The organism is Streptomyces sp. NPDC058773 (genome assembly GCF_042746015.1).
Lineage (GTDB): Bacteria > Actinomycetota > Actinomycetes > Streptomycetales > Streptomycetaceae > Streptomyces.
Genome location: NZ_JBHYPE010000021.1, coordinates 1 through 22,042, shown reverse-complemented (window position 1 = coordinate 22,042; position 22,042 = coordinate 1). Strand labels below are relative to the sequence as shown.

At 71.3% G+C, this 22,042-nt stretch carries 18 protein-coding genes and 2 tRNA genes; 12 read left to right on the top strand and 8 right to left on the bottom strand.

Translation table 11 applies throughout. The features are described 5' to 3' along the window. The first annotated feature begins 57 nt into the window (after positions 1 to 57). Together ACFW5B_RS19560 and ACFW5B_RS19555 are read left to right on the top strand one after the other, a co-directional pair. Positions 58 to 1,023: a D-2-hydroxyacid dehydrogenase gene (locus tag ACFW5B_RS19560; RefSeq protein ID WP_386440681.1), complete on the top strand. Its 966-nt coding sequence runs from the start codon at positions 58 to 60 to the stop codon at positions 1,021 to 1,023. An 80-nt stretch (positions 1,024 to 1,103) separates the two neighbouring features. Then, positions 1,104 to 2,534, top strand: coding sequence for an amidase (locus ACFW5B_RS19555; RefSeq protein ID WP_386440678.1), 1,431 nt, complete (start codon positions 1,104 to 1,106; stop codon positions 2,532 to 2,534). On the opposite strand, the gene ACFW5B_RS19550 is transcribed toward ACFW5B_RS19555, so the two are convergent. Further along, on the bottom strand, positions 2,515 to 3,015 hold the full coding sequence (locus ACFW5B_RS19550) for a DUF3830 family protein (RefSeq protein WP_362605150.1): 501 nt from the start codon (positions 3,013 to 3,015) through the stop codon (positions 2,515 to 2,517). The genes ACFW5B_RS19555 and ACFW5B_RS19550 overlap by 20 nt on opposite strands. Before the next feature lie 137 nt (positions 3,016 to 3,152). Between ACFW5B_RS19550 and ehuB the strand changes: the two genes are divergently transcribed. The 6 genes from ehuB (at position 3,153) to ACFW5B_RS19520 (ending at position 7,568) form a co-directional block, all read left to right on the top strand. Beyond that, positions 3,153 to 4,064 carry an ectoine/hydroxyectoine ABC transporter substrate-binding protein EhuB gene (gene ehuB / locus ACFW5B_RS19545; RefSeq protein ID WP_386440675.1) on the top strand — a complete coding sequence of 304 codons (912 nt, stop codon included), beginning with the start codon at positions 3,153 to 3,155 and terminating at the stop codon, positions 4,062 to 4,064. Then, on the top strand, positions 4,061 to 4,792 hold the full coding sequence (gene ehuC / locus ACFW5B_RS19540; protein ID WP_386440672.1) for an ectoine/hydroxyectoine ABC transporter permease subunit EhuC: 732 nt from the start codon (positions 4,061 to 4,063) through the stop codon (positions 4,790 to 4,792). Before ehuB ends, ehuC begins: the two co-directional genes overlap by 4 nt. Positions 4,793 to 4,824: 32 nt before the next feature. Then, the gene (gene ehuD, locus ACFW5B_RS19535) at positions 4,825 to 5,442 is read left to right on the top strand and encodes an ectoine/hydroxyectoine ABC transporter permease subunit EhuD (RefSeq protein WP_386440903.1); all 618 of its coding nucleotides are present in this window, start codon (positions 4,825 to 4,827) and stop codon (positions 5,440 to 5,442) included. After that, positions 5,432 to 6,265 (top strand): ectoine/hydroxyectoine ABC transporter ATP-binding protein EhuA, encoded by an 834-nt coding sequence (gene ehuA, locus ACFW5B_RS19530; protein ID WP_386440669.1) that lies wholly within the window; start codon positions 5,432 to 5,434, stop codon positions 6,263 to 6,265. The genes ehuD and ehuA overlap by 11 nt, the downstream gene beginning before the upstream one ends. A gap of 373 nt (positions 6,266 to 6,638) precedes the next feature. After that, positions 6,639 to 7,397, top strand: coding sequence for an IclR family transcriptional regulator (locus ACFW5B_RS19525; protein ID WP_386440666.1), 759 nt, complete (start codon positions 6,639 to 6,641; stop codon positions 7,395 to 7,397). A gap of 97 nt (positions 7,398 to 7,494) precedes the next feature. Continuing rightward, positions 7,495 to 7,568: transfer RNA gene (locus tag ACFW5B_RS19520), tRNA-Lys, on the top strand. A 173-nt stretch (positions 7,569 to 7,741) separates the two neighbouring features. Here ACFW5B_RS19520 and ACFW5B_RS19515 read toward each other — a convergent pair. Beyond that, complete coding sequence (locus ACFW5B_RS19515; RefSeq protein WP_386440663.1) at positions 7,742 to 9,061, bottom strand: hypothetical protein; 1,320 nt, start codon at positions 9,059 to 9,061, stop codon at positions 7,742 to 7,744. A 16-nt stretch (positions 9,062 to 9,077) separates the two neighbouring features. Next, on the bottom strand, positions 9,078 to 9,497 hold the full coding sequence (locus ACFW5B_RS19510) for an SsgA family sporulation/cell division regulator (protein ID WP_386440660.1): 420 nt from the start codon (positions 9,495 to 9,497) through the stop codon (positions 9,078 to 9,080). 413 nt (positions 9,498 to 9,910) lie between these two features. Here ACFW5B_RS19510 and ACFW5B_RS19505 point away from each other — a divergent pair. From ACFW5B_RS19505 to ACFW5B_RS19495, 3 genes are all read left to right on the top strand, one after another. Continuing rightward, positions 9,911 to 9,984: transfer RNA gene (locus tag ACFW5B_RS19505), tRNA-Lys, on the top strand. A gap of 1,070 nt (positions 9,985 to 11,054) precedes the next feature. Next, entirely contained in the window at positions 11,055 to 13,070 is a 2,016-nt protein-coding gene (locus ACFW5B_RS19500) for a glycosyltransferase family 2 protein (protein WP_386440657.1), read from the top strand. Further along, on the top strand, positions 13,067 to 15,019 hold the full coding sequence (locus ACFW5B_RS19495) for a galactose oxidase-like domain-containing protein (protein WP_386440654.1): 1,953 nt from the start codon (positions 13,067 to 13,069) through the stop codon (positions 15,017 to 15,019). The genes ACFW5B_RS19500 and ACFW5B_RS19495 overlap by 4 nt, the downstream gene beginning before the upstream one ends. A 244-nt stretch (positions 15,020 to 15,263) precedes the next feature. On the opposite strand, the gene ACFW5B_RS19490 is transcribed toward ACFW5B_RS19495, so the two are convergent. From ACFW5B_RS19490 to ACFW5B_RS19470, 5 genes are all read right to left on the bottom strand, one after another. Further along, the gene (locus ACFW5B_RS19490; RefSeq protein ID WP_386440650.1) at positions 15,264 to 16,340 is read right to left on the bottom strand and encodes a glycoside hydrolase family 6 protein; all 1,077 of its coding nucleotides are present in this window, start codon (positions 16,338 to 16,340) and stop codon (positions 15,264 to 15,266) included. A 209-nt stretch (positions 16,341 to 16,549) separates the two neighbouring features. Beyond that, the gene (locus ACFW5B_RS19485; protein WP_386440647.1) at positions 16,550 to 17,548 is read right to left on the bottom strand and encodes a sortase domain-bontaining protein; all 999 of its coding nucleotides are present in this window, start codon (positions 17,546 to 17,548) and stop codon (positions 16,550 to 16,552) included. Beyond that, positions 17,538 to 17,969, bottom strand: a complete 432-nt coding sequence (locus tag ACFW5B_RS19480; RefSeq protein WP_386440644.1) for a hypothetical protein — start codon at positions 17,967 to 17,969, stop codon at positions 17,538 to 17,540. Before ACFW5B_RS19480 ends, ACFW5B_RS19485 begins: the two co-directional genes overlap by 11 nt. A 194-nt stretch (positions 17,970 to 18,163) precedes the next feature. Beyond that, the gene (locus ACFW5B_RS19475) at positions 18,164 to 18,943 is read right to left on the bottom strand and encodes an HAD-IIA family hydrolase (protein ID WP_386440641.1); all 780 of its coding nucleotides are present in this window, start codon (positions 18,941 to 18,943) and stop codon (positions 18,164 to 18,166) included. Between the two features lie 400 nt (positions 18,944 to 19,343). Further along, complete coding sequence (locus ACFW5B_RS19470) at positions 19,344 to 20,618, bottom strand: ROK family protein (protein ID WP_386440639.1); 1,275 nt, start codon at positions 20,616 to 20,618, stop codon at positions 19,344 to 19,346. Between the two features lie 56 nt (positions 20,619 to 20,674). On the opposite strand from ACFW5B_RS19470, the gene ACFW5B_RS19465 reads away from it, so the two are divergent. Further along, positions 20,675 to 21,802, top strand: a complete 1,128-nt coding sequence (locus tag ACFW5B_RS19465) for a Gfo/Idh/MocA family oxidoreductase (RefSeq protein WP_386440636.1) — start codon at positions 20,675 to 20,677, stop codon at positions 21,800 to 21,802. Positions 21,803 to 22,042: the final 240 nt, after the last annotated feature.

Genomic DNA, 22,042 nt, shown 5'->3' with positions numbered 1-22,042 from the left:
TCTGTCGGCGCCCCTTTCCAGTGAAAGGGGCTCACGTTTCAGAACGGTTTCTGACCTATGTCCGAACACACCGTCCTCGTCCTCGGATCCGACCCGCCGCCGAAGCTGGACCGGCTCGCCGGCCGGGCCCGGGTGATCTTCACCGATGAGGACTCGCTCGCCGGCCGACTGCCCACCGCCGACGTGCTGTTGGCCTGGGACTTCACCTCGGATGCGATCCGCAGAGCCTGGCCGGAGAAGGGCCCCAGGCCCGGCTGGGTACACACCGCGAGCGCCGGTGTGGATCAGCTCCTGTGCCCGGCGCTGGTCGCCGACGACACCCTGGTGACCAACGCCCGGGGGGTCTTCGAGCAGCCGATCGCAGAGTACGTGGCGGGCCTCGTGATCGCCATGGCCAAGGACTTCTACGGAAGTTGGGAGCTCCAGCGGCAGCGGCGCTGGCAGCACCGGGAGACCCTGCGGCTGGCCGGCAGCCGGGCCGTGGTGGTGGGCTCCGGGCCGATCGGACGGGCCATCGGCAGCACCCTGCTGGCACTGGGTGTCAAGGTCGATCTGGTCGGCCGCCGGGAGCGCCCGGACGATCCGCACTTCGGCCTGGTGCACGCGAGTGACGCGCTGAACGGCTTGCTGCCCCGGGCGGATTGGGTGATCTGCGCGGCGCCGCTGACCGAGGACACCCGCGGCCTGTTCGACGCGGCGGCGTTCGCCAGGATGTCGCCGCGGGCCCGGTTCATCAACGTCGGGCGCGGGCCGCTGGTGGTCGAGGACGCGCTGGTCGCGGCGCTGCGCGAGTGGCGGATCGCGGCGGCGGCGCTGGACGTCTTCGAGGAGGAGCCGCTCACCGCGGACAGCCCGCTGTGGGACGTCCCGCATCTGATCGTCTCGCCCCACATGAGCGGCGACACCCTGGGCTGGCGGGACGCCCTCGCCGAGCAGTTCCAGGACAACTTCGAGCGGTGGTCGGCGGGCGAGCCGCTGGACAACCTCGTCGACAAACGGCTCGGGTACGTGCCGGTGAAGTGACGGGGCCGGCCGCCGGGCCCCGCGCCGCGGCCGCGCTCCCCCACCGCCGTCCCCCGGGGCGGCCGATGCTCGGAGGACGCATGACCACCGAACCGACCCAGCTGGCCGACCTCACCGCCACCCGTCTCACGGCCGGGTACGCGGCCGGCGAGTTCTCCCCCGTCGAGGCGGTCCGGGCGGTGCTGGAACGCGCCGAGGCCGCGCAGGCCTCGGCCAACTGCTTCACCCGGATCGACGCGGACACCGCGCTGTCCGAGGCCGCGGAGTCGGCGGCGCGCTGGCGGGCCAAGGAGCCGGCCGGGCCGGTCGACGGGGTGCCGGTCACCGTCAAGGACCTGATCCTCACCCGGGGCATCCCGACGCTGCGCGGTTCGCGCACGGTGCGGGCCGAGGGCCCGTGGCCGGAGGACGCCCCGTCGGTCGCCCGGCTGCGGGAGTCCGGGGCGGTGTTCGTCGGCAAGACCACCACCCCGGAGTTCGGCTGGAAGGGCGTCACCGACAGTCCGCGGCACGGCGTGACGGGCAATCCGTACGACCCGGCGCGCACCGCGGGCGGCTCCAGCGGCGGCAGCGCGGCGGCGGTGGCGCTCGGCGCGGGCCCGCTGAGCCTGGGCACGGACGGCGGCGGCTCGGTGCGCATCCCGGCGTCGTTCTGCGGGATCTTCGCGCTCAAGGCGACCTACGGGCGGGTGCCGCTCTATCCGGCGAGCCCCTTCGGGACCCTGGCGCATGTCGGGCCGATGACCCGGGACGCGGCGGACGCGGCGCTGATGATGGAGGTGATCTGCGGGGCGGACTGGCGGGACTGGTCGCAGCTCGGTCCGGCCGCGGGATCGTTCCGGGAGGCGCTGGCCGGTCCGGTCTCCGGGCTGCGGGTGGCCTTCAGTCCGTCGCTCGGCTGGGACGTGCCGGTGGCGCCGGAGGTCGCGTCGGCGGTCCGGTCGGCCGTGGACACGCTCGCCGGGCTCGGCGCGGTCGTCGAGGAGATCGACCCCGGCATCACCGACCCGGTGGAGGCCTTCCACACGCTGTGGTTCAGCGGCGCGGCCCGGGTGGTGCAGCATCTCGACGACGCGGACCGGGCGCTGCTCGACCCGGGGCTGCGGGAGATCTGCGAGCAGGGCGCCCGCTACAGCGCGCTGGACTATCTGGCCGCGGTCGACACCCGGATGGCGCTCGGCCAGGCCATGGGCCGCTTCCACAGCGCGTACGACCTGCTGGTGACGCCGACCGAGCCGATCACCGCCTTCGCGGCGGGCGCCGAGGTCCCGCCCGGCTCGGAACACACCCGCTGGACGGGCTGGACGCCGTTCACCTACCCCTTCAACCTCACCCAGCAGCCGGCCGCGTCACTGCCCTGCGGAGTGGACGCGGACGGCATGCCGATCGGCGTCCAGCTGGTCGGCGCGCGGCACGCGGACGCCTTGGTGCTGCGCGCCGCACACGCCCTCTACGAAGCGGGGACCGCGGCGATCCCCGCACCGCCTGCCCTCAGGCCCGCCGGAAGCTGAGGGTCTCCCCCAAGGCACCGGCCCGCCACAGGTCCTGACACGCGTCGGCCATCCGGTCCAGACCGTCGACGACACTTCCCCACACGATGCCCGGCACCCAGCCCGCGTCGCCGTTGATCAGTAGATTGTTGCGCTCGTAGAAGAGCGCGAGATCGACGACGGTGGTGCGGCCCTGGTGCGCCGCCTGGCTCTCGTAACCGTAGGACTTGGTGCCCAGTTGGGTGTCGGTGAAGGTGAAGTAGCACAGATCGCCGGGGATCGGGGTGATCGTCGGATTCTCCAGCGGCGGCTCCTCCGGAGCGAACGGCGCCAGCAGGGCGTAGATCTCGTTGCGCGCGTACTTGGCGTGGTAGACGTCGCCGCCGAGTGGGAGGGCATCCCATACGGCATTGCAGGTGATCGGCGCGCGGTCGTCGAGCAACTTGGCCGTGCAGCTCACGCCGCGCTTGTCCAGGGAGACTTCGATGAAGCGATCGGTCATGCCCCGATCGTAGGTGGGCAATACCGGCGTACGGAACAAGTCCGCGGCTCTTCCGTCAAGGGCTGGAAACGACCGGCATATGTGTGAGGCGTTCGGGTAGCCGCGCGCCCATGGCTCCATCACAGGAGAACACCAAAATGATCAAGAGAAAATTGGCAAGCGGCATCCGCCGCCGCTCGCTGCTCGCGGGGGTAGCGGCGCTCGGTGCAGCGGGTGCGGTGGGAGCGGCCACGGGCTGCTCACGGGTCGATGTCTCGGGCGCGACCGGCGGCGGACATCTCCTTGAAGATCTGCGGAAAAAGGGCACCGTCCGCATGGGAATCGCCAGCGAGCCGCCCTACGCCTCGATCAACAGCAAGGGGGAGCTGACCGGCGAGGCCCCGGCCGTCGCCAAGACGATCTTCCGGCGGCTGGGGGTCAAGAATTTCGAGCCGGTGCCGGTCGAATTCGGCGCGCTGGTGCCCGGACTGCATTCCTTCCAGTACGACGTGATCGTCGCGGGCATGTTCATCAACAAGGCCCGGTGCGCGGCCGTCCTCTTCTCCGACCCGGACTACGAGAGCAAGGACGCCTTCCTCGTACGCAAGGGGAACCCGGACAAGATTCATTCCTATGCCGATATCGCCAAGGGGAAATACCGGATGGGTTCCGGTATCGGCTATGCGGAGATCGACTACGCGGTCGGCAACGGCGTCAAGAAGAGCGACATCCAGACCTACGGTGACCAGATCGCCGGGATGGAGGCGCTGGAGGCGGGCCGCATCGACGTCTTCGCCGGTACCGCGCTGACCATGATCGAGGCGCTGAAGACCGGTGGCCACCCCAAGGTGGAGATGACCCCGCCGTTCACGCCGGAGGTCGACGGGAAGCCCCAGCGGGACGGCGGCGGCTACGGCTTCCGGCTCGGCGAGACCAAGCTCCGGGACGCCTTCAACAACGAACTGCAGAAGATGAAGAAGAGCGGCGAACTCCTGCGTATCGCCAAGCCGTACGGCTTCACCGAGGAGTTCATGACCGACCTCACGGCGAAGGAGCTCTGTAAAAAGTGACCGGAGCGCTGTGGGGACTTTTCTTCGAAGGCCTGTGGATCACGATCCAGCTGATGGTCTACAGCGCCGCGCTGGCCGCTGTCGTCGCCTTCGGCATCGGTCTGGCACGCACCTCGCGATTCTGGATCGTCCGTTTCCTGTCGGGTGTCTATGTGGAGTTCTTCCGCGGCACCTCGGCACTGGTGCTGATGTTCTGGCTGTTCTTCGCGCTGCCGCTGCTGGGCTGGCAGCTGGTCGGCATCTGGGCGGGCACCCTGGCACTGGGACTGTCGTACGGCGCGTACGGCTCCGAGGTCGTCCGCGGTGCGCTCCAGGCGGTGGCCCCCGCCCAGCGGGAGGCCGCCATCGCGCTGAGCTTCTCGCCCTCGCAGCGGCTGCGGAAGGTGATCCTGCCGCAGGCCGTCCCGGAGATGATGCCGCCGTTCAACAACCTGCTGATCGAGCTGCTCAAGGGCACCGCGCTGGCGTCGCTGCTGTCCATCGGTGAGCTCACCTTCCAGGCCAAGCTCGCCCGGCTGTCGACGGGCCAGAGCGCCGAGATCTACGGAATCATCCTCGTCCTGTACTTCGCGGTCGCGTTCGTGCTGACCCGGATCATGCGGGTGCTGGAGCGCCGCGCCAAGGCCTCGGTCGGCCGGGCGGTGCCCAAGGGCGAGGGCTGGTTCTCCCGCAAACTGCCCGTCGAGAAGCAGGGTCCCGAGGCACTGGCCACCGGAGGAAAGCCGTGAACAACTGGTCATGGAGCTACGTCGCGGAGATCATGCCCGAGATCCTCAAGGGGCTGTGGATCACCATCCAGGCGACGTTCTACGGCTCGCTGGTGTCCTTCGCCCTCGGGCTGGTGTGGGCGATGGCCCTGCGCTCACGGCACCGCTGGGTGACCTGGCCGGTCAGCGTCTTCGTCGAGTTCGTCCGCAACACCCCGCTGCTGGTGCAGCTGTTCTTCCTGTTCTTCGTCCTGCCCGGCTGGGGGCTCACCTTCGCGCCGCTGACCACGGGCGTCATCGGACTGGGCCTGCACTACTCGACGTACACCTCGGAGGTCTACCGGGCCGGTATCGACGGGGTGCCGCCGGGCCAGTGGGAGGCCGCCACGGCACTGAGCCTGCCGCCCCGGCGCACCTGGACCGCGGTGATCCTGCCGCAGGCCTTCCGCCGGGTGGTGCCCGCGCTCGGCAACTACGTCATCGCGATGTTCAAGGACACGCCGCTGCTGGCCGGTATCACCGTCGCCGACATGCTCTTCCAGGCGAACAGCATCAGCGCCACCACCTTCGACTACCTGGAGCCGATCACCGTCGTCGGCATCCTCTTCGTGGTCATCTCCTACCCCACCTCCCTCCTCCTGCGAGCCCTGGAGCGTCGCCTTGTCCGCTGACAGCACTCCCTCGAAAGAAACGGCCGACGGGGGCCCCGCCCGGACGGAGTCCGGGGGCGGCACCGAGCTGATCCGCTTCGACCACGTGACCAAGCGGTTCGGGAGCAACACCGTCCTGGACGCGCTGGACTTCACCGTCTCCTCGGGCAAGCACGTCACGCTCATCGGCCCGTCCGGTTCCGGCAAGACCACGATCCTGCGGCTGCTGATGACGCTGCTGAAGCCCGACGAGGGCACCATCAAGGTCGGCGGGCAGTATCTGACGCACGAGGAGAAGGGCGGCAAGCTCGTCCCGGCCGGCGAGAAGCACGTCCGCGAGGTCCGCAAGAACATCGGCATGGTGTTCCAGCAGTTCAACCTCTTCCCCAACATGAAGGTGCTGCGGAACATCACCGAGGCGCCGGTGCACGTCCTGGGGATGGAGAAGGACGCCGCCGAGGAGCGGGCCCGTGAACTCCTCGAACTGGTGGGCCTGACCGCGCACCTCGACAAGTACCCGACCCAGCTCTCCGGCGGCCAGCAGCAGCGGGTCGCCATCGCCCGGGCGCTGGCGATGCGCCCGCAGGTGCTGCTGCTGGACGAGGTGACCTCGGCGCTGGACCCGGAGCTGGTGGCCGGGGTGCTCGACGTTCTGCGGGACATCGCGCACACCACGGACATCACCATGCTCTGTGTCACCCATGAGATGAACTTCGCCCGGGACATCTCCGACGACGTGCTGATGTTCGACGCCGGGCGGGTCATCGAATCCGGCTCCCCGGAGAAGATCTTCACCGAGCCGGAACACGAGCGCACCCGGGAGTTCCTCAGCGCCGTGCTCTGAACGGCGCGCCGCACCGTGCGAGTTCGGGTGGCGGGCCCCGGTCGGGGGCCCGCCACCTCGCGGAACCGGCCACCGCGATGGCCGGTTCCGTACCCTCCCGGGCCGCTGCCCCGGTCCGGCACCCCGGCGCCGGCGGCCGTACGGCACAAAGCCCCTGGCGGCCCCGGAACCGTGACCTTGGCATATGCCAGCACCTCCGGCCCTCTACAGCTGATCCGGACGCGCTTCTTTTCGGTCAAGACCCCCTCCCTCGACGCCCGTTGGCCGCTATCGTGAGGGAAGCCCCGTTGCCCGGGACCGGCCGCGCCAGCCCCGGCCGGGACCACCGACGGCGGTCACGACGCAAGCGGTAACAACCTGCTAGGGGGACACCGTGGCGCTGAAGCCCGAGCCGACCGCGCCGTTCCATTCGGTGCAGTACGCCCTTCGCGTACTCGAAGCGGTCTCCAGGCACGCCGAGGGCGTGACCGACGCGCAGATCGCCCGGGAGGCCGGCCTGCCCCCTGGTCAGCTCGGCCAGATGCTGTCGATGCTCCGCCGCGAGGGCTATGTCGAGCAGGTCACGGACGGCGCATACGTCATCGGCGAATCGCTCCTGCTGCTCGGCTCGGGCGGCGACCGCGACCAGGCCCTGCGCGACAAGCTCCAGCTCACCCTGGACCAGCTGCGCGACTCGGTCGGCGCGGCGGTCTACATCAGCCGGTACATCGACGGCGAGGTGAAGATCCTCCACTACGCCGACGGGCCGCTGGCGCCCAAGGTCAACGAGTGGGCCGAGTTCCACCGCACCGCTCATGCCAGCGCGGTCGGCAAGTGCCTGCTGGCGCAGCTCGACCACGACGGCCGCAAGGACCACATCTCCCGCCACAAAACCGCCCGGCTCACCTCGCGGACGATCACCAACGAGAAGGTGCTGTTCCACAAGCTCGACAGCCAGCCGCCCACGGTCCCGGTGCTCGATCTCCAGGAGTACGCCGTGGGCACGGTCTGCGCGGCCGTGCCGATCACCGCCGGTGCGACGGTCGGCTGTCTCGCCCTGTCCATGCCGCTGGAGCACGCCCACCGGCTGCGGCAGGCCGCCGACACCCTCAACCGCCAGGCCGCTCCGGTCCTGCTGTCGCTGGCGATCTGAGACCGGGCGCTGCCGCGCCGGCCGGGGCGGGGGCGCCGTCTCGTGGCCGTGGTTCGAAGCACCCCTCTCGACCAGGTAGTATTTCTTTCGTCAGCGCGCGCCGCTAGCTCAGTTGGTTAGAGCAGCTGACTCTTAATCAGCGGGTCCGGGGTTCGAGTCCCTGGCGGCGCACGTATCGAGTGGGCGTTTCCGGTTCTCCGGGAACGCCCACTTCGTTGTGTTCACGCCCATGGGGGCGGCGGATGGCCGTCGGTCCATCGGTCCCCTGGTGCCGGGCTCTCGCCTCCGGCTGCGCGCCGCCCGTGTGACGTACCGGGGAACGGGGCGGCGCGCGGGCGTTCGGGTCAGGCGGCCCTGGTGAGCGGAGCCGTCGTGGGGCGGGCCGCGGCCTGCACCAGTGACGTGTACGTACGGCGGAGGGCGATCAGGGATTCCTGGGCCTCGCGGTAGACGGCGGCATCGGGGCCGCCGCGGTGGGCGAGGGTGCGTACGGGGGCGCAGTGGCGGTCCATCGCGCTGAGCCAGGCACGGTGCTGCGCCGGGAGATGACGCCGCAGCAGCTGCCGCCGGCCCTCCCGTATCCGGCGGGCGCCGATGCCCAGTACGGCGTCGGCCGCCTGGAGCACCGGCGGCTCCAGGGCGCCCTGCCCGGCGAGCGCACCGAGCACCGCGCGCTGCTGCGGGGTGGCCGGCGCGGCCCACAGTTCCGCCGCCTCCGCCTGGAGCTGGGCGCGCAGCGCGTGCTGGACCCGGACCAGGCGGCGCAGCGCCGTCGGGGTGGAACGGTCGTCGGGGGAACGGCCGGCCAGGGTCTCGGCGAGCCGGAAGAGCCAGATCCCGTGCGCCTCCAGACGGGTCGCGGCCAGCATCAACCGGTCCAGCCGGCTGAGCGGTTGGCCCTCCGGGGCCCAGCGGACGATGGGCACCAGCGTCTCGGTGCGGGCCAGCTGGTCGATGGGGATATGGCGGCGGGGTTTGCGTTCCGGAGCCCAGTTGTGGAGCGCGAGGGTGGGCAGCGCGACGAACTGGTCATGATCGATACGGTGCGCGATCGCCGCCCAGAGATCGAGGAACGCCTCGTCCGCGACCTCCCGTGCGGCCGGCGCCTGCGGGTCGATCCCGCACCAGCCGCAGGACACCGCGATCACCGCGATCCGCATCGCGGCGGCCTCCGCGTTGCGCAGCGAGAGCCGTGAGACCCGCTGCCGCAGGGCCGCCAACTCACCGGCGTGACGGGCCCGTTCGACGAGCGCGACGGCGGCCTCCCGGTCCGGCGCGACCGCGGCCGCGCGCGCCATCGCGTCCAGCCGGGTCCAGGTGCCGATCAAGGAGCGGACGGGGGGCCGCTCGGGCAGAAAGCCGTGTGCGCAGGGGTCGTGCGCGGCGGCCGCGGCGGGGTCCGCGGCACCGTCCGCCTCCGGCTCGACGCGCCCCGGCCGGGAGGTGAGCGCCTGCCCGCCCCCCTCCTGGACGGCCGGCTGCGCGGCCCCTTCCCCCTGGCCCGAGCCCATCGCGCGGCGGGCGGCGGGCACCGGGGCGGTGGGAGCGGGCCCGGCGGGTGTGCCGGAGCCGGACGCGGCCGGGGGACCGGCCGTGGCCTCCGTCGGGCCGGCCGCGGTCACCGGGTCGGCCGTCGTCATCGGCTCGGCCGTGGTCGTTTTCATGATCCCGTGTCCCCCATCAGCACTTCCCGGCGAACAGCCGGGCCAGGTGGGCATCCATGTCGAGGTAGCCGGCCTCGTGGCCGGGCGGCACGATCGCCGCGGTCTGCTCCAGCCAGGCGGTCAGTTCCGTCGCCCGCACCGACAGCTCGCAGACGCTGTCGTCGGTGGACAGCTCGATGTGGACGCGACGCGGTTCGCCCGGCCGGCGGAAGGGCCACACCCGGACGTCCCCCTCCCCCGCCTCGTCGTACAGCCCGGCCAGCAGGAGGTCGCGGGCGAAGAGCCAGGTGGCGACCGTCTGACCGCGACTGATGAACGCGACCTCGACCTCGTACGGACGATCACTGCGGTAGCTGAACCGGCCGGCCACCGGAACTGCTTCGTCCGGCCCGAGGAGGAGCCGCATCTCAAGGGTGCGCTTGGCTGTCGACACCATGACGATCAACCTTTCCGACGGAGGGGCGAGTCCCGGGGACCCGGTCCGGGGCGCGCGTCCTGGCAGACGTAGCTGTGGAGGGTGGGGTTGCGACGGGGACGGGAGGAGTGACGGACGCCATGGCCGGCGCCCTCTGGACAATGTTCAGTTCTTGCGTCACAGCGCTTGGCTCAGCCTCTCAACCGGCCACACATATCGCATGCTGACGGGGCAATTAGTGGCTCATAGGTGGAGAGTGGATGAATTCGCGCTTCACGTGATAAATCGGTCGAATGTTGGCCGGGGGGCTCAAGGTGGGGGCGAGCGTTGACCGAGGGGTGCGTGGCGGGGATCACAGGGGCCCGGCGCGTGAGCAGGGCGGACGAGGGTACGGAGCACCCTCCGAGTTCGTGTAAAGTTCTTCAGGTCAGCAGGCGCCGCTAGCTCAGTTGGTTAGAGCAGCTGACTCTTAATCAGCGGGTCCGGGGTTCGAGTCCCTGGCGGCGCACGACACACTGAGGCCCCTCGCCATGCGAGGGGCCTCAGCCGTATGCCCGGTCCGGCGGCGCAGCCCGCACGGGACCGGATGCAAGATCATCATCGCCGCGCCAGGGCACGCGGGTGGCGGTCGCCCAGGAGGGGCAGACCCGCCCGTGCTCATCACCGGCCGGTCGACCCGCGAGCGGACTGGAACGCCCGTGCGAGAGTCGAGGGCGGGAGCCTCGCGGTCGCGTCGCCCCCGAAACGTCGCTCCACCGCCGCCCCCTGCGGGCCCACCCCGAGCCCGGAACCGTGACACCGACCGGCCGATGCCGTCGGGAGGGCGGCGCGGACAGCGGGGGCGCCGGGCCTGACGTTCGGCCAATTCCCGGTACTCGCAGGTCACTTACGGGGATTCGGCGGTTCATGCCGAATCCGTGGCGGATCTGCCCATCCCCTGTTTTGCGGGTGAATTCCTTCAGATACTGTTCCAAATCGCACGCCCGGCCACAAAGGTGCCGACCGGGCCGTCCGGCCAGGTCACCCCGGAGGGCAAATGGTGGCGCCCGGCGGGCCCGAATCCGCCGACTCTCCTTATTCCGTTGCGAGTTGCCGACGGACTTTGCGAACGAGCGGCGTTTTCTTTGCCGACAGGGTAACTCTGCGCTCACGGAGCATGCTATTCCAGTTATCCCGACACTATCTGTCAACAAGCCGGAAAACAGCCGCTGTTCCAGGTCAAAGCGCTGCGCGAGGCGCCATATGGCGTCCGGATATTGCCTCTTCAGGGCCCATACCTTGTGATGCGTCTTGCAATCGGCAGGGTCGTTCGGCAACCTGACCTGGGAACTCGGCCGAATTGCTGCGGGGTTCCCAGGAGTGGAAGAAAGAGATACACCTCGGTTGGCGTGATGTGAACGCGGGGAACCCGCTGCTTGGCAGGATTACGGGGCGTTCCTCATACCACCGGAACATGGCCGGCACCGTCCGACGGTGCGGACGGCCGAGAGACCAGTGAGCCCGAGTCGGTCGAGGGGACCGAGAAATCGGGCTATCAGCACACGGCACGCAGCCCGTTGCGTGCGGGGGGATGGACCCATGACGTCGCCACCTGAGGGTGCCCGGCCGCAGCACTCGTACGATTCGTCCGCCACCGCGCGCCTGCGGGTGCCACGTCAGCAGCGGCAGCGGCGCAGCCAGCGCAAGCCGCTGCCACGCTACGACTACGAGCACTACAGCAGACTCGCCGGGCCGCTCACCCAGCCCGACCCGGACCAGCCGTACACGGTCCGCTACCGCTCGCTGCTCGCCGGCGAGCCGCACCGCATCCGGGCCGCCCTGCTGCTCGGTGCCGCGCCGCTGCTCTCGTTCGGGCTGCTGATCTGGCTGATGCAGCCGGGCAACTGGACCGAACGCGACTACCCCGCCTATGACTTCCTGCCGGTGCTGGACGTCGTCATGCTGGTCTCGATCGGGCTGATCGAGTTCTTCCGCTGCATGAACGTGCTGTCCAACGCGCACGCCACCCTGGTCGCCCGGGACCCCATACCCGTCATACCCGAGAGCGGCACCCGCGTCGCCTTCCTCACCTCCTTCGTGCCGGGCAAGGAGCCCCTGGAGATGGTCACGAAGACGCTGGAGGCGGCGGTCAGGATCCGCCACCGCGGGCTGCTGCACATCTGGCTGCTGGACGAGGGCGACGACCCCGAGGTCAAGGAGGTCTGCCGGCGTCTGGGGGTGCACCACTTCTCCCGTAAGGGCGTCCCGGAGTGGAACCGGCCCAAGGGACCGCACCGCGCCAAGACCAAGCACGGCAACTACAACGCCTGGCTGGCGGCGCACGGCGACGACTACGACTACTTCGCCTCCGTCGACACCGACCACGTCCCGCTCCCCAACTACCTGGAGCGGATGCTGGGCTTCTTCCGCGATCCGGACGTGGGCTTCGTCATCGGCCCCCAGGTGTACGGGAATTACGACACCTTCGTCACCAAGGCCGCCGAGTCCCAGCAGTTCCTCTTCCACGCGCTGATCCAGCGGGCCGGCAACCGCTACGGCGCGCCGATGTTCGTCGGCACCTCCAACGCCGTACGCATCAGCGCCCTCAAGCAGATCGGCGGGCTGTACGACTCGATCACCGAGGACATGGCGACCGGGTTCGAGATCCACCGGCACCGCAATCCGCAGACCGGGAAGAAGTGGCGCTCGGTCTACACCCCGGACGTGCTCGCGGTCGGTGAGGGCCCCACGGCCTGGACAGACTTCTTCACCCAGCAGCTGCGCTGGTCACGCGGGACGTACGAGACGATCCTCAAGCAGTTCTGGAAGGCGCCGTTCAGCCTGCCGTTCGGCCGGCTGGTCAACTACACCATGATGGTGATCTTCTACCCGATGTCGGCGCTGAACTGGATTCTGGCGGCGCTGAGTTGTGCGCTGTTCCTGGGTCTGGGCGCTTCCGGTGTGGAGATCGACCCGGCGGTGTGGATGATGCTGTACGGCAACGCCTCGGCGCTGCAGATCGGCCTGTACATCTGGAACCGGCGGCACAATGTCTCGCCGCACGAGCCGGAGGGCTCCGGCGGCGTCGCCGGCATGGTGATGTCCGCGCTGTCCGCGCCGATCTACGCCCGGTCGCTGTTCGATGCGGCGCTGCGCCGCAAGAGCAAGTTCGTGGTCACACCGAAGGGCGACTCGTCCAGCCCGGACACGCTCTTCGGGACCTTCCGGGTGCATCTGTTCTTCCTGCTCGTCTTCGGGGGCTCGCTGATCGCCTCGTTCGTACTGGGGCACAGCCATCCGGCGATGGTCATCTGGGCCGGCCTGGCGATGCTGATCACCGCCGCGCCGATCGTCGCCTGGCGGCTGACCGTACGGGAAGAGAAGCGCAAGCGGAGTGCGGCCGGGTCCGGGGGCGCGGCCGACGACGGGAATGCGGCCACCACGGCCTCCGGGGGCGCGGCCGACGGCGGGGGTTCTCCGGCGCCCGCCGACAGCGGGGCTTCTCCCGCGCCCGACGCCGACGAGGCCGCCGCTCCGGCCGGTGACCGGGCCACCGACCCGGCCGCCACCACCGAACAGACCATGCAGATCGCCCTTGGGGGACGTCACACATGAAGTACCGTCCGAGCCGTCGCACCCGCAGAGTCGCGATAGCAACGGCGGTGGTGCTCGCGCTGGCCGGGATGAACGGGCCGGCTCTCTATGGCTTCGCCTCGGAGCAGTACCACCAGTACGAGATCAACAAGCCCGAGTACAAGGCGGCGAACGGCCACTGGGACGTCGTCAACGTCCCGAAGAAGTACCGCATCAACACCATCCACGCCGCCCTGCTGCACACCGGCAAGGTGCTGCTGGTCGCGGGCTCCGGCAACAACGCGGCGAACTTCCGGGCCAAGTCGTTCCGTACCGTGCTGTGGGACCCGGAGAAGAACACCTTCAAGAACATCCCCACCCCCAAGGACCTCTTCTGCTCCGGGCACACCCAGCTGCCGGACGGCAAGCTCCTGGTGGCCGGCGGCACCCAGCGCTACGAGAAGCTGAACGGCGATGTGAAGAAGGCCGGCGGCCTCATGATCATCTACAACGAGGACCCGGACGGCCCGAAGACGTTCCCGGCCGGCACGCTCTTCACCGGCAAGGAGAACGGCAAGACCTTCGCCTCCAAGGACCCCGTCGTGGTGCCCCGGGCGAAGAAGAAGACCGACCCGGCGACCGGCAAGGTCACCGTCGTGCACAGCGAGGCCCGGGTCTATGTCGAGGCCCTCAAGGACGGCCCGTCGCACTCCACGGGCGCCCAGGACAACTACCGTATCCATGGTCTGACCGGCGCCGATGCCCGGAACTTCTACGGCATCGCGCAGAAGCTGTCCTTCGACAAGAAGGACTTCCAGGGGATCAAGGACAGCTTCGAGTTCGACCCGGTGGCCGAGCGGTACATGCCCGTCGACCCGATGAACGAGGCCCGCTGGTACCCGACGCTCACCACTCTGCAGGACGGCAAGGTGCTCTCCGTCTCCGGGCTGGACGAGATCGGGCAGGTCGTCCCCGGCAAGCAGGAGATCTACGACCCGAAGACGAAGAAGTGGCGCTATCTGCCCAAGCGGCGCTTCTTCCCGACCTACCCGGCGCTCTTCCTCACCGACCAGGGCCGGATCTTCTACACCGGCTCCAACGCCGGCTACGGTCCCGACAACATCGGCCGCAAGCCCGGCATCTGGGACCTGAAGTCCAACAAGTTCCAGTACGTGCCCGGGATGAGCGACCCGAACATCCTGGAGACGTCGATGTCGGTGCTGCTGCCGCCGGCCCAGGAGCAGCGGTACATGGTGCTCGGCGGGGGCGGTGTCGGCGAGGACCCGAAGTCCACGGACAAGACCCGGATCGTGGATCTGCACGCGCCGTCGCCGCGCTTCAAGGACGGGCCGCCGCTGTACGCGAAGGCCCGCTACCCCAGCAGCGTGATCATGCCGGACGACACCGTGCTGACCACCAACGGCTCGGGTGACTACCGCGGGCGCAGCGCCTCCAACGTCCTCAAGGCAGAGCTGTACGACCCGGCGGCCAACACCGCCCGGCAGGTGGCCGATCCGCTGGTGGGCCGCAACTACCACTCCGGTGCGCTGCTGCTGCCCGACGGCCGGGTGATGACCTTCGGCTCCGACTCCCTCTTCGGGGACAAGGACAACACCAAGCCGGGTGTTTTCCAGCAGCAGATCGACCTCTACACCCCGCCGTACCTCTACCGGAAGTCGCGGCCGGAGCTGACGGGCGGGGGGCCGAAGACGCTGTCGCTCGGCGACCGTGTGACCTACGGCGCCCCGCACGCCGGCGCCATCAAGAAGATGCGGCTGATGCGCCCCGGCTCGTTCACCCATGTCACCAATGTCGAACAGCGCTCCATCGCGCTGGACTTCACGGCGACGAAGGACGGGAAGGGAGTGACGGTCACCCTGCCCAAGGACCCCTCGCTGGTGCCGCCCGGGTGGTACATGCTCCACGCGGTCGACGGGCACGGCACGCCGTCGAAGGCGGTGTGGGTGAAGGTCGAGCCTGAGCGGCAGTAGGGAACGCCGGTGTTGACCTGGCTGGCCTGGCAGGCCGGGTAGGTCGGGCCCGGTGGGAGTGCGTGGCGCGCTTCCGCCGGGCCTTTGTCCTGGGGGCGTTGCCGGGCGTGGCAGCGGCCGTGGGCGCGTGACGTGGGGTTCGTGCCGTGCCGGCGGCCGGTGGGGCGCCGGCACGGCAGGGCGCGGTGGTGACTCCCTTGCTGCTTCGCGGCTGCTTCGTGGCTGCTTCGTGCCTACGTCGTGGCTACTTCGCGCCGTGGGCCAGACCCAGGGCGTACTTGGGCCACCAAGTGCCCGCCTCGGGGCCGCCCTTGCAGGTGCCGTCCGACTCGCCGGGGCGTTTGATCCACAGGTAGGCGGCTATCTGCGGGTCGTCGGTCTTGGTGGTGGGCGGGGAGCCCAGGGCGCGGCCGGGTGGGTTGCACCAGTTCTCCGGGTCGTCGCCGCCGGGGGCCGGGCCGTTGCCGTTGCGGCTGGTGTCGATGACGAAGGGCTTGCCGCCGACCATGGCGGAGAGCTTCTTGCCGTACTTCGTGTTCTCCGCGGTGGTCTGGTAGTTGGAGATGTTCAGCGCGAAGCCGTCGGCGCGGTCGATGCCGGCCCGCTTGAGCGGCTCGACCATCCGGCCCGGGTCCTTGATCCAGTGGGGGTTGCCGGCGTCCAGATAGACCTTGGTGTGCGGCAGCGCCTTGAGCTTGCCGACCGCCTCGGTCAGCAGGGCGTAGCGCTCCTCGTGGAACTGCTGCGGGGTGCACTTGTCCGCGATGTGCGGCAGCGCGTCGGGCTCCAGGATCACGGTCGTGGCGCGGTCGCCGATGCCCTTGAGCACCCCGTCCAGCCAGGCGCGGTACGCGTTGCCGTCGGCGGCGCCGCCCTTGGAGTAGCTGCCGCAGTCGCGGTGCGGGATGTTGTAGAGCACCAGCAGCGCCTCGCGGTCGGCCTTGGCGGCCGCTTCGGTGAAGCCGCGGGCCTCCCCCTGCGGGTCGTCGATGCCCAGCCATTCAGCGACCGGCTGCTTCGCGATCTTGTTGACCAGGCGGGCGTCGCCGGACTTGCCGTCCTTGCCGTACGCGGCCACCTGACGGGCCGCCTTGCTGTCCGGGTTGACCCAGAACGGCGCGACGGATTTGGGGCGTTGGCCGGGTCTGTCCGGCACGCTGCCGTCGCTGTCGCCGTCGGCGCAGCCGGCGAGCAGCAGCAGAGCCAGCGCCCCCACGGTCACCCTCGCCGACACCGCACCGGCATGCGCGGAGCGCCGCCGGCCGTCGCGGGACCCGCCCGGCGAGCCGGCCGCGGCCATCCGTCGCAGATTGCCGTACATCCACTCCCCCCTCGGAGCACGAACACGGAACACGGTCGGCGGGGGACCACCGGCCGCATCCATCGTGGCACACGCCCGACTTGCCCGGGTCGGCCTGTGGACAGCCTGCGCACAATGCGTGGTGCGGGAACCGATGGCGGGCCGATGGCGACGCCGTCTGTGGTGCTGTCGCTGATGCCGTCAGCCGTCTCTCCCCCGAGCGGCTCCGCTCAGTCGGCCCCCCGGCGGTGCGTGGGCTCCTGATACGCCGTCAGGTAGGCCGAGACGACGATCACGTTGCCCCCGTCGGTGCCGTGCTGCCGGGGGCGACGGTCGGCATCGGCGCCGGAGTCGTCGGCGATGAGGCGGAGTTCGGGGCGGCCCCGGTCGTGGGCGGCGTAGGCCTTGCGGGGGTCGAACCGGTGGCGGTCGTGCATCTGGACGTCCTCGACGGTGAAGCGCGCGGTGCTGCCGTCGGCCCGTTGGATGACGACCTGTTGGCCCGGCCTGAGGCGGGTCAGGTGGCGGAAGACGGCCCGCCGGGCGCCGGGGCCGCGGTCGGCAGCGGCGCGGTCGTCTCCCGCCCGCGCCACGAGCAGCGCCGCACCCGCCTCGCCCGGTTGCGGCCCTTCGGCGTACCAGCCAACGGGGGCGGGGGAGGTGTACGGAGGCGCGGTGAGGAGGCCGTCGCCGTCGAGGCCTCGTTCGGTGAGGGCGGCGCCCCGTAGGCCGAGCGCGTCGATGGTGATCCGTACGGGCCGTGTGGTCGCGGCGGCGGGTACCGGTGCGTGCGCATGCGGCGGCGCCTGCCGGCCCAACGGACGCCCGGCGGCGGCGACATCACCGGTCGTGGCCAGCTGCGCGGCCACGCCATCGGCAAGATCCCGGCCCCACAGCCACAACCCCAGCAGCAACACCGCCCAGGCCACACCGGCGAGCAACTGGGCGGGGCGGCGGGTGGGGGCGTGAGCGGTTCCGGAGGGCGGGACGGTGGCGCGGACGCGGCGGCCCCCCGCACCGGGGGCGGGTTCGCAGGCGCGGCGGCCCCCCGCAACGGGGCCGGGGTCGCGGGCGGCACGGAGGCCGCAGCCGACGGAGTGGGAGGCGGCCTCCCCTCCGGGCGCACCCGGCACGGCGCCGTTGGCAGGTTCGTCGCCGACCGGGGCGGAGACACCGGGCCGGGCGGTCACCGCGACCGCGCCCGTCCGCCCCGCTTCGTCAGCGCTCATCGGCATCGCCCCGTCGCTCGCGGCGCAGTCTCAGCCGGAGCCGGAGCAGCTGCCCCGCGATGACCAGGATCGCGCCGCCGGCCAGCACCAGGCCCACGGCCGAGGTACTGCTCAGCTCGCGGCTCGGGGCGGCCTTGGCTTCGTCGGTGTGCTGGGCGGCCCGCGGCGCCGAGGCGGCTCGGGCCGTGGCGTCAGCGCCGGATTCAGCCCGTCCCGAACCGGTCGCGGCGAGGCGTTCGGGACGGGTTGTCCGTGCCGCACGGACGGGCGCCGGTCCGGGACCGATGCGGCCGGGGCCCCGCAGGGCGGCCGCGCCACGGGGCACGGCCCGGGCGGGCTCGGCCGGGACCGCTGCTCCGGTCCGGGCCGTTACGGTTCCGGTGTCGCGAGCGTCCGCGCCGTACGCGGGGGCCGTCGTCACTGCGCACGCCGCGACCGCGGCACAGAGAGCAAGTTGCCGTGAGCGCATGGTGAACCTCCGATAACTCCGAAGGTCCGCCCACGCGAGCCCGGCCGCATCCGGTGCGCTCCGCGGCTGCGCCGTTCGGGTGGGCCACGGCCGCCGGTGGGCCCGCGGGCCCGGCTACGGCCGGCGCGGGCCCCCGACGACCGGGCTCACACCAGATCAATAAGATCCGCGATCGAGTCCACCACCCGGGACGGCCGGAACGGATGCCGTTCGATCTCCTCGGGTCGGGTGAGGCCGGTCAGCACGAGGAAGGTCTCCATGCCCGCCTCCAGACCGGCCAGCACATCGGTGTCCATCCGGTCGCCGATCATCGCGGAGGTCTCGGAGTGGGCGCCGATGACATTGAGCCCGTGCCGCATCATCAGCGGGTTGGGCTTGCCGACGAAGTACGGTTCGACGCCCGTCGCCTTGGTGATCAGCGCGGCGACCGACCCGGTCGCGGGCAGCGCGCCCTGCGGCGAGGGGCCGGTCTCGTCGGGGTTGGTGGCGATGAACCGGGCCCCGTCATTGATCAGCCGGATCGCCTTCGTCAGGGCCTCGAAGCTGTAGGTGCGGGTCTCCCCGAGGACCACGTAATCCGGGGAGTGGTCGGTCAGCACGTAACCGATGTCGTGCAGGGCGGTGGTCAGGCCCGCCTCGCCGATGCAGTACGCGGTGCCGTGGGGCCGCTGGTCGTCCAGAAACTGGGCGGTGGCCAGCGCGGAGGTCCAGATCGACTCCCACGGCACGTCGAGGCCGATGCGGTTCAGCCGGGCATGCAGATCACGTGGGGTGTAGATGGAGTTGTTGGTCAGGACGAGAAAGGGCTTGCCCGATTCACGCAGCCGCTTGATGAAGGCATCCGCCCCGGGGACCGGAATGCCCTCGTGCATCAGGACGCCGTCCATGTCGGTGAGCCATGACTCGATCGGCTTGCGCTCTGCCACTGCCGGACTCCTGCCGTACGTGAGAACGAGGGGCGCCGACCGCCTCCGGCACATCACGGGTCACACCCATGACCCACGCGCCGTACGCACGGCCGACGCCTCCACCCTAAGTCAGCCCTCGCGCCCTCAACCCCCCGTGGCCTGAGGACGACTTCGTCCACGCCGCGTTCCACGGCGGTGACGGGCATGTGGCACAACAGCTGGATGTCCTCCTCGACGGCGGCGGACAAGGCCACGATGATCACCGGCGACGGGGATGCGTGCCGGTGACAAGGACCGCACGCCGCTACGGGGCGAGCGGTCCCGCGCCAGGCGCCGTCCGGGGCGCACCTCCCGGGCGGCGCCCCGGTGCGCCGTCCCCGGACCGCGTCTCCCGGCCGACGGCGGGCCCGGCACGTCCTCACCGCGACACGGTGGCCCCCCGTGCCCCGAACAGCGGCGCGAGCACCAGCTCCGCCGCCCCGTCCGCGACCACCCGTGCGCCGCCCCGGGCGAGCGCCACCGGGACCGCTTTCCGGCCGCGGGCGCGTGCCTGCGCGTCGAGGGCCCCGGCCACACCGGCACGGAACCCGTCGGGGTTCTCCAGTACGGTGCGCCCGCCGAGCAGCACCCGGTCGATGTCCAGCAGTTCGACCAGGTTGGCGGCGCCCGCCCCCAACACCGCGGCCGCGCCCGGCAGATCGCCACGGGCCACCGCCGCCAGGCACAGCGCCTCGATGCAGCCGCGCCGTCCGCAGCCGCAGAGCGGCCCGTCCCACTGCACGGTCTGGTGCCCGAACTCCCCGGCGCCGGTACGCGGGCCCCGGTAGAGGCCGCCCCCCAGGACGAGCCCGGCGCCCAGGCCGGTACCCAGGTGCAGATACCCGAACGAGCCGGCGCCGGACGGCATCCCCTGGGCCAGGCCGAGCGCGGCCGCGTTGGTGTCCTTGTCGAGGACGACGGGCAGCCCGAGGCGTTCGGCGAGCGCGTCCCGTAGGGGGAAGCCGTCCCACTGCGGAGCGCCGGTGACCCGGTGCAGGACGCCGGCGGTGTGGTCCAGCGGCCCCGGGCAGGCCACCCCGGCGCCCAGCACCGGCGGCCCGCCGGCCTCCGCACGCAGCGCCGCGACCTCCCGTACGGCGGTGTCGAGCACCGGCCCGGCGCCCGCCTCGAAGGCGAGCGGGGCCCGGCGTACGGCAACGGGGGCGCCGGAGAGACCGGCGAGTACGGCGATGAGCTCGTCGCGGTCCAGGTGCAGCCCGATGGCGTGCCGGGCGCCGGGCACCAGCCGCAGCACGGTGGCGGGCTTCCCGCCCGTGGAGGCGCGGCGGCCCGCCTCGGCGACCAGGCCCTCGGCCCGCAGCCGGGCGGTGATCTTGCTGACGGCCTGCGGGGTCAGCCCGGTCCGGGCGGCCAGCTCCAGCCGGCTGACCCCCTCCTCCCCGGCCACCCGCAGCAGCCCGAGCACCAGCGCGGCATTGTGACCGCGCAGCGCGGGGAGGTTGACGCCCGGCCGCCCGGAGGCACTCGTGCTCCCGTCCCCGCCCGGCGTCTTGGCGGCGGGCGGACTCCCGGAGAGATCCGGCCCCCCGGAGGCACTCGGGTTCCCGTACGCGCCCGGACTCCCGGCGGCGCCCGTGGTGCCGCCGCTTTCCCGCTGTCCGGCCCGCCCCCGGGAGATGTCATCGCTGCTCACCCACCCATTGTCCGCATCACTTGCACTTTGGCAACAGCGTTGCTTAAGTGGCATCCATGAGCGAGACGATCGAGACGAGCGGCTCCCCCGGCACCGCCGCCCCGCACCACGCCCACCCCCCGCTCCGCGTCGGCCTCATCGGCTACGGCCTGGCCGGTTCCGTCTTCCACGCCCCCCTGATCGCGGCCACCGAAGGCCTGCGGCTCGACCTCGTCTCGACGTCCGCCCCGGAGCGGCAGGCGCAGGCCCGCGCCGAACACCCCCGGGTTCGTACGGTCGACACCCCCCAGGCGGTACTGGACCGCGCCGCCGACCTCGATCTGATCGTGCTGGCGTCGCCCAACAAGACCCATGTGCCGCTCGCCACCGCCGCGTTGGAGGCCGGTCTGCCGGTGGTCGTCGACAAGCCGCTGGCCGCGACCGCCGCCGAGGCCGAGCAACTCGCCGCGCTCGCCGACGACCGCGGCCTGCTGCTCTCGGTCTTCCAGAACCGCCGCTGGGACAACGACTTCCGCACCGTCCGCAAGCTGATCGAGGACGGCGCGCTCGGCGACGTCCAGCGCTTCGAGTCCCGCTTCGAGCGCTGGCGCCCGCAGCCCAAGGGCGGCTGGCGCGAGTCCGGCGACCCGGCGGAGATCGGCGGCCTGCTCTACGACCTCGGCAGCCACCTCGTCGACCAGGCGCTGACCCTGTTCGGCCCGGTCGTCTCGGTCTACGCCGAGTCCGACGTCCGGCGTCCGGGCGCGGAGGCCGACGACGACACCTTCCTCGCCCTCACCCACGCCGGCGGCGTCCGCTCCCATCTGTGGGTGAGCGCCACGGCCGCCATGCTGGGCCCGCGCTTCCGGGTGCTGGGCAGCCGGGCCGGCTATGTGAAGCACGGCCTGGACCCGCAGGAGGCCGCCCTGCGCGAGGGGCTGCGGCCCGGCACCGAGGGCGTGGCGTGGGGCGTGGAGCCGGAGTCCTGCCGCGGCCGGCTCGGCGCCGGGTCGTCCCCGCAGACCGGCGGCGGCGAGCCCGTACCGACCCTGCCGGGCGACTACCCCGCGTACTACACCGCCCTCGCACGGGCCCTCCGCGAGGGCGGCCGGCCACCGGTGACGGCCCGGGAGGCCGCGGCCGCACTGCGCGTACTGGAGGCCGCCAAGCGGTCGGCGACGGAAGGGCGTTCCGTCGCTCCCTGATTCCCCGTTTTCGGCTGCGCTTTGCTGGCAGCCCACGGTTTCGGCTGCGCTTTGCTGGCAGCCCACGTTTTCGGCTTTCCCGCCGTGGTGGTCTTTCGCCGTTGCGCCTGCGGCGGGCGGGTCCGCTGCGCGGGGCTGTCGGGTGCGGTGACGGGCCTCCGCGGGTGGGGTGTGCCGGACTGCTTCGCTTTACGTCCGGCACACCCCACCCGCTCCCACCCCTCCCCACCCGGTGAGGGG

Coding starts and splice junctions, on each gene's coding strand:
- ACFW5B_RS19560 (WP_386440681.1), top strand. CDS start 58: ATGTCCGAACACACCGTCCTCGTCCTCGGATCCGACCCGCCGCCGAAG.
- ACFW5B_RS19555 (WP_386440678.1), top strand. CDS start 1,104: ATGACCACCGAACCGACCCAGCTGGCCGACCTCACCGCCACCCGTCTC.
- ACFW5B_RS19550 (WP_362605150.1), bottom strand. CDS start 3,015: ATGACCGATCGCTTCATCGAAGTCTCCCTGGACAAGCGCGGCGTGAGC.
- ehuB (WP_386440675.1), top strand. CDS start 3,153: ATGATCAAGAGAAAATTGGCAAGCGGCATCCGCCGCCGCTCGCTGCTC.
- ehuD (WP_386440903.1), top strand. CDS start 4,825: ATGCCCGAGATCCTCAAGGGGCTGTGGATCACCATCCAGGCGACGTTC.
- ACFW5B_RS19515 (WP_386440663.1), bottom strand. CDS start 9,061: ATGAAAACGACCACGGCCGAGCCGATGACGACGGCCGACCCGGTGACC.
- ACFW5B_RS19510 (WP_386440660.1), bottom strand. CDS start 9,497: ATGGTGTCGACAGCCAAGCGCACCCTTGAGATGCGGCTCCTCCTCGGG.
- ACFW5B_RS19500 (WP_386440657.1), top strand. CDS start 11,055: ATGACGTCGCCACCTGAGGGTGCCCGGCCGCAGCACTCGTACGATTCG.
- ACFW5B_RS19495 (WP_386440654.1), top strand. CDS start 13,067: ATGAAGTACCGTCCGAGCCGTCGCACCCGCAGAGTCGCGATAGCAACG.
- ACFW5B_RS19490 (WP_386440650.1), bottom strand. CDS start 16,340: ATGTACGGCAATCTGCGACGGATGGCCGCGGCCGGCTCGCCGGGCGGG.
- ACFW5B_RS19485 (WP_386440647.1), bottom strand. CDS start 17,548: ATGAGCGCTGACGAAGCGGGGCGGACGGGCGCGGTCGCGGTGACCGCC.
- ACFW5B_RS19465 (WP_386440636.1), top strand. CDS start 20,675: ATGAGCGAGACGATCGAGACGAGCGGCTCCCCCGGCACCGCCGCCCCG.